Origin of the sequence: Pseudomonas sp. CCNWLW23, from assembly GCF_037095675.1 — a bacterium.
GTDB classification, from domain to species: Bacteria; Pseudomonadota; Gammaproteobacteria; order Pseudomonadales; family Pseudomonadaceae; genus Aquipseudomonas; species Aquipseudomonas atacamensis.
On the sequence record NZ_JBAWKM010000011.1, the window covers coordinates 124,336 to 130,627 of the forward strand.

Here is a 6,292-nt window from a genome sequence, read left to right on the forward strand (position 1 = left end):
ATGGGTAAGAATGTCGTAGTCCTGGGCACCCAGTGGGGTGATGAGGGCAAAGGCAAGATCGTTGATCTGCTGACCGAACATGCTGCCGCCGTAGTGCGCTACCAGGGTGGCCACAACGCGGGTCACACGCTGGTGATCGACGGCGAGAAAACCGTCTTGCACCTGATTCCGTCGGGCGTGCTGCGCGAAGGCGTGCAATGCCTGATCGGCAACGGCGTGGTGGTTGCACCTGACGCCCTGCTGCGCGAGATCACCAAGCTGGAAGAGAAAGGTGTACCGGTGCGCGAGCGCCTGCGTATCAGCCCGTCCTGCCCGCTGATCCTGTCCTTCCACGTTGCGCTGGACCAGGCCCGTGAAAAGGCCCGTGGCGAGCTGAAGATCGGTACCACCGGTCGCGGCATCGGCCCGGCTTACGAAGACAAGGTTGCCCGTCGTGGCCTGCGTGTCGGCGACCTGCTGAACATGCCACGCTTCGAAGACAAGCTGCGTGAACTGGTGGATTACCACAACTTCATGCTGGTCGGTTACTACAAAGAACCAGCCATCGAATTCGAAAAGACCCTGGCCGAGTGCAAGGAATACGCTGAGCTGCTCAAGCCGCTGATGCTCGACGTGACTGCCGAGCTGCACGACCTGCGTCGTGCCGGCAAGGACATCATGTTTGAAGGCGCGCAAGGCTCGTTGCTCGATATCGACCACGGCACCTACCCGTACGTGACCAGCTCCAACACCACCGCAGGTGGCGTGGCGACCGGTTCGGGCGTGGGTCCGATGTTCCTCGACTACATCCTGGGCATCACCAAGGCCTACACCACTCGCGTCGGTTCCGGCCCGTTCCCGACCGAGCTGTTTGACGAAGTCGGTGCGCACCTGGCCAAGCAGGGTCACGAGTTCGGCGCCACCACTGGTCGCGCCCGTCGTTGCGGTTGGTTTGACGCCGTCATCCTGCGTCGCGCTATCGACGTGAACAGCATCTCGGGCATCTGCCTGACCAAGCTGGACGTACTCGACGGCCTGGAAACCATCAACATCTGCGTCGGCTACAAGGACGCGCAAGGCAATGCTGTTGCCCCGACCGATGCTGACAGCTACGTCGGCCTGCAGCCGGTGTACGAAGAAGTACCGGGCTGGAGCGAATCGACCGTGGGCGCCAAGACCCTGGAAGAGCTGCCGGCCAATGCTCGTGCCTACATCAAACGCGTTGAAGAGTTGATCGGCGCGCCGATCGACATTATTTCGACGGGCCCGGACCGCAATGAAACCATCGTTCTGCGTCATCCGTTCGCTTGATAAGTCGTTGATGTAAAAAACAAAGGCCCCTTAATCGGGGCCTTTGTCGTTTATGCCTGTTGGACGGCATGACCTTTGCTGTGAATCTGTCTACAAGAGTGCCATCAAATTAATGGCGTCAGAAGTAGAGGGATTTAAAGTGTCAGCCGTTCTCTCACTGTTACAAAGCCGTTTGTTGCGGCCGGTGTTCGTTACCCTTGGTATCGCCCTTTTGGTGCAGGTGTTGGTGGCGGTTGCCCTGACGCGGAGCACGGTGACCGCGCTGGAAGCCGATCTGGCCGTGCGCCTGGGTGCCGACAGCCAGAAACTCTCCGGTGAGCTGGAGCAGGCGGGGCGTGAAGTCACTTCAAGTCTTGATGCGTTATCGGCCAGCACTCGTCAGCGCCTCACGGCTGGCCTGTCCACACGCCTCAAAGAAGAGCAGGCGCAACTGCGGGCGACGCTGGAAAAGGATCTGAAAGATTCGGCCAACGACATGGCGCAGTTGCTTGCATCCGTAGCGCCGCGTGCCATGTGGGACAGCGACGTGCCGACGCTCTCGGAGTTCGCTCGTCGCGCCCAGCGCAATCCCAACGTGCTGTTCGTGGTGTATGACGACGCCACCGGCCAGCATCTGACCCGTTATCTCAACCGTGAAAATCCGATCAACAAGGCCTTGCTGGAAAAAGGTCAGGGCGAGCGTGCGCTGGATAAAGTACTCGATGCGGCGAAAAACGATCCTTCGGTTTACTACCTCGAAGCCTCGATCAATCCCAATGGCGTGGAAATCGGCAAAGTGCTGATGGGTGTCTCCACGGCCTCGGTGGAAAGCGATCTGGCCGAGCTCGACAAGCGCTTCCTCGCGCTAATTGCCAGCAGCGATCAATTGGTCGGCGACAGCCTCAAAGGCGCAGCGGCGGACAGCGCCAAGGCAATGCAGGCGCGCCTGCAATCGGCGCAGGGCACCGCTGGCGAAATGAAAGCCAACACCGCACAAACCGTTCAAGACGCTGCCGCGACACTGCGCTGGCGTATCGGCCTTGGCCTAGCACTGGTCGGTTGCGGCGTCCTGCTGTTGCTGGCCGTGGTGCTCGGTCATCGTGTGGTCAATCGTCTGAAAATGCTCAATGCGGCGATGGGCGATCTGGCAGCGGGCGAGGGCGATCTGACCAAGCGTGTGCAGATCAACAGCAAGGATGAAATCGGCGACATGGCCTCGGCGGTCAATCGCTTTGTGGATAAATTGCAGCCGATCGTACGCGAGGCGGGCGATGTCGCTCAGCGCACTGGCGTGGAAATCGGCGCGATGACTTTGCGCAACGCTGGCGCCGATGCGGCTGCCGGAATGCAGCGCGATGAAGTTGCAGAAAGCCTTCGCGCGCTGTCGCAAATGGCAGACGAGGCGCAGTCGGAAAGTCAGGCAATGCAGGCGGCGCTGAAGCAGGTTGTCGATATTCGTCAGGCCACCGATGAGAACACCCGGACTTCGGCGAAAGTTGGCAGCCTGATCGAAGCGCTGGCCGGGCAGGTCGATACCGGGGCGAAGGTTATCGAGCGACTGGCGCAGCAGAGCGAGCAGATCGAGGTGGTGTTGACGGTGATTCACGGCATCGCCGAACAGACCAACCTGCTGGCATTGAACGCTGCGATCGAGGCGGCGCGCGCCGGTGAAACCGGGCGTGGGTTTGCCGTGGTCGCGGATGAAGTGCGTGCACTGGCGAGCAAAACGCAGAGCTCGACGGGTGATATTCAAGCGCACATCGTTGCTCTGCAACAGGGCGCACGTGAGGCAGTCGAGGCGATTGGTCAGGCCGGACGGCAGGCCAGCGAAGGTTTGCTGGTCTTGCGCGACAGTGCGCGGTTGCAGCAGTCGGTGCAGGCTTCGGTTGAGCAGGTGCACGCGGCGATCGGTCTGGCGACGCAAGCAGCAGCGCATCAGGCGCAGGGTGCACAGGCAGTGCGTGGGCGCGTCGAAACGATTCATGCGCAGGCCGAGAAAGCGGCGCAGGCAGTGGTGGAAACCACGGCCAGTGGCAAGGTGCTGGATGGTCTGGCGGCGCAATTGAAAGCCAGCCTGGGGCAGTTCCGCGCTTAGTGGTATCCGGGCTGGCCTCTTCGCGAGCAGGCTCGCTCCCACAGGGAAACTCAACCCATTGTGAGAGCGAGCCTGCTCGCGAATACGGTATCAGCGGCTCAGATACATCCGTGTTGTCAGCAGATAAACCGGCAACCCCGAGACCACAATCAACAACGCCGCATAAGGCGCCGCCGCGGCAAACTCGACATTCGCTGTATGCGCCCAGACTTCGGTCGCCAATGTATTGAGTCCGGTAGGGCTGAGCAGCAACGTTGCCGTCAATTCCTTCATCGCATCAAGAAACACCAGCGCAAACGCTGCGCCCAGTGCCGGGAAAATGATCGGCAAGGTCACCCGGCAAAACGCGGTGAACGACGATGCGCCTAATGTCCGCGCCGCTTCTTCCAGCTGCGGTGCAGCCTTGTTCAGCGCAGTACGGATCGGCGCCTGCGCCAATGGCAGGAAGAGCAGCGCATAGGCGATCAGCAGCAAGCCCGACGTTTGATACAGCACTGGCACGTAATGCAGGGCGAAATACACCAGCGTCAACGCAATCACCAGCCCCGGCAGCGCGTGCAGCAGATAAGGCAGGCGTTCGGCCCAGATTGCCAATTGGCCTTTATAGCGCACCACCAGCAGTCCGACCGGTACTGCCAATAACAGGCACAGCGCCGCGCCGCCCAATGACAATGCCAGCGATGACAACAGCGCCTCGGTGATCGCCGCTACCGGGAACGCCGCCGATGAGCCGACCGCCAGCCAATACGCCAACATCCCCAACGGAATGCCGCTGCCGATAATCGCCAGCAACAGGCAATACAACTGACCAAGCGCCGCCCACGGTCCAAGCTTTACCTGTTCAGCTTGCCGCGCCGCGCCCTGGCCGGTGCGCACATGCCGGCCCTTGCCACGCACGCGCAGCTCCAGCCACAACAGCAGCAGACACAGCGCCAGCAACACCGCCGAAAGCATCGCGGCGTTGGCATTGCTGAATTCCAGTTCGAATTGCTGGTAGATCGCCGTGGTGAAGGTTTGCAGGCCAATGATCGACAGCGCGCCGAATTCCACCAGCATGTGCAGGGCAATCAGCAGCGAACCGGCCAGCAGCGATGGCCACAGCAGCGGCAGGGTGACGCGGAAAAATACGCCCCAGCGATTCTGTCCCAACGTGCGGGCGGATTCTTCGAGGGAGGGATCGAGATTGCGCAGGGTCGCCGCAACTGGCAGGAAGATCAGCGGATACTTCGACAGGCTCATCACCAGAATCGCCCCGCCGAGGCCTTCGAATTGCGCGCTGAGCGAGACCCAGGTGAAGCTGCTGACAAACGCCGGCACCGCAAACGGCAGGCACAGGATCACGCCCCACAGGCGCCGCCCCGGCAGATTGCTGCGCTCCAGCAGCCACGCTAGCGACAGACCTATCACGGCGCAGGTAACCGTCACGCCGACCATCAGTGCCAAGGTGTTGCGCAACAGGCCGAACACATACGGGCGCCACAGCAAATGCAGCGCCTCGGCCCAGCCGGCCTGCCAGGCTTTCAGTCCGACATAGGCCAGTGGCAGCAGGCTCATGACCACCAGTAGCAATACCGGCAGCACCAGCCAGATTGACGGCCGTTTGCGTCGTGGCACGTAACCCCCGCGCGCGGCGGGGGCCGATAACGATGCTGCCATCAGTTCAGGCCAACTTCGCGTTCCAGCTCCAGCGCTTCTTCAGCATTGCCCAGATCCGCCGGAGTGACGTTCGGCGCTTCCAGTTCGCTGAACGGCTTGAGGCCGCGATCCGACTCCATGCCTTTGTGCAGCGGGTATTCGGCGGTGGTCTGAGTGATCACGCGCTGACCTTCTTCGCTGGCCATGAAGGCGAGGAATTGCTGGGCTTCTTTTGGATGTTTGCTGGATTTCAGCACGGCAGCGCTGGACACGGTGATCAAGCCGCCAGCGTCGCCGCCGGTGAAATAATGCAGCTTGGAGTCGAGCTTGCCTTTCTCGCGTTGCAGGGCGAACCAGTAGTAGTTGTTCACCAGTACGGTAGCGACTTCGCCGTTTTCCACAGCTTTGAGTGCGACCATGTTGTTGCTGTAGGTCTTGCCGAACGCGCGCAGGCCGGTCAGCCATTCTTCGGCGGCGTCACGACCGTGCAGCTTGATGATTGCTACTGCCTGTTCCTGGAAGGCGCCACTGGTCGGCACGAAGCCGACCTTGCCTTGCCACTGCGGCTCGGAGAATTCCATCACCGATTTCGGCAGGTCTTTTTCATCGATCAGTTTCGGATTGAACGCGACCACGCGCACGCGCGCGGTAACGCCGATCCAGGTACCGTTGGCGGCGACGTATTTTTCCGGCAAAACCGCTAGGGTGGCGTCATCGGCCTTGGCCAGCAGACCCTGTTCGCCGAGGTTATTCAGCGGCGGCGACTCTTCGGTGTAGATCACATCGGCGGGCGAGCGGTCGCCTTCTTCGATGATCTGGCTGGCGAGCTGGTTGCTGCTGCCTTTGCGCACGTTGACGTGGATGCCGGTCTTGGCTTCAAAAGCCTTGGCAATCGCGTCGCCGACTTCCTTGTGCTGGCCGTTGTAGAGAGTCAGGGAAACCTCGGCAGCCTGGGTGAGGGGAGTGGCGAGTGCCAGGCCGAGGAGGGTGAAGGTCAGGCCTCGGCGCAGGGTATTTCGAAACGTCATTCGCAGGGTTCCTCACTGTCGCATTGCAAAAACTTGCAACAATGATAAACGATATTGTTTCTCAAGTGCGCCTTGTGGGGCGACTAGCGATCCTGTAGGGATGGCGAAATTCAGGAAGCCAGAAACGCAAAAACCCGCTTTCGCGGGTTTTTGTGAAATCCAAGGCCTGAACCTTGAATTTGAATTGGTGCCCAGAAGAAGACTCGAACTTCCACGACCGTAAGGTCACCAGCACCTGAAGCTGGCGTGTCTACCAATTTCACCA

Annotated in this window: 4 protein-coding genes and 1 tRNA gene; 2 read left to right on the plus strand and 3 right to left on the minus strand. The window is 60.7% G+C overall.

Translation table 11 applies throughout. From position 1 onward, the window contains the following. The gene (locus tag V8J63_RS15700) at positions 1 to 1,290 is read left to right on the plus strand and encodes an adenylosuccinate synthase (protein ID WP_016771943.1); all 1,290 of its coding nucleotides are present in this window, start codon (positions 1 to 3) and stop codon (positions 1,288 to 1,290) included. 139 nt (positions 1,291 to 1,429) lie between these two features. Next, positions 1,430 to 3,364 (plus strand): methyl-accepting chemotaxis protein, encoded by a 1,935-nt coding sequence (locus tag V8J63_RS15705; protein WP_336464301.1) that lies wholly within the window; start codon positions 1,430 to 1,432, stop codon positions 3,362 to 3,364. 90 nt (positions 3,365 to 3,454) lie between these two features. On the opposite strand, the gene V8J63_RS15710 is transcribed toward V8J63_RS15705, so the two are convergent. From V8J63_RS15710 to V8J63_RS15720, 3 genes are all read right to left on the minus strand, one after another. Then, on the minus strand, positions 3,455 to 5,020 hold the full coding sequence (locus V8J63_RS15710; RefSeq protein ID WP_130888319.1) for an ABC transporter permease: 1,566 nt from the start codon (positions 5,018 to 5,020) through the stop codon (positions 3,455 to 3,457). After that, a complete protein-coding gene (locus V8J63_RS15715; protein ID WP_336464302.1) occupies positions 5,020 to 6,027 on the minus strand; it encodes an extracellular solute-binding protein in 1,008 nt (335 codons plus the stop codon). The genes V8J63_RS15710 and V8J63_RS15715 overlap by 1 nt, the downstream gene beginning before the upstream one ends. Before the next feature lie 185 nt (positions 6,028 to 6,212). Continuing rightward, positions 6,213 to 6,292 (minus strand) — tRNA-Leu (locus V8J63_RS15720).

Excerpts from the sequence above, each read along its gene's own strand:
- V8J63_RS15715 (WP_336464302.1), bottom strand. The coding sequence starts at position 6,027 with ATGACGTTTCGAAATACCCTGCGCCGAGGCCTGACCTTCACCCTCCTC.
- V8J63_RS15710 (WP_130888319.1), bottom strand. The coding sequence starts at position 5,020 with ATGGCAGCATCGTTATCGGCCCCCGCCGCGCGCGGGGGTTACGTGCCA.
- V8J63_RS15700 (WP_016771943.1), top strand. The coding sequence starts at position 1 with ATGGGTAAGAATGTCGTAGTCCTGGGCACCCAGTGGGGTGATGAGGGC.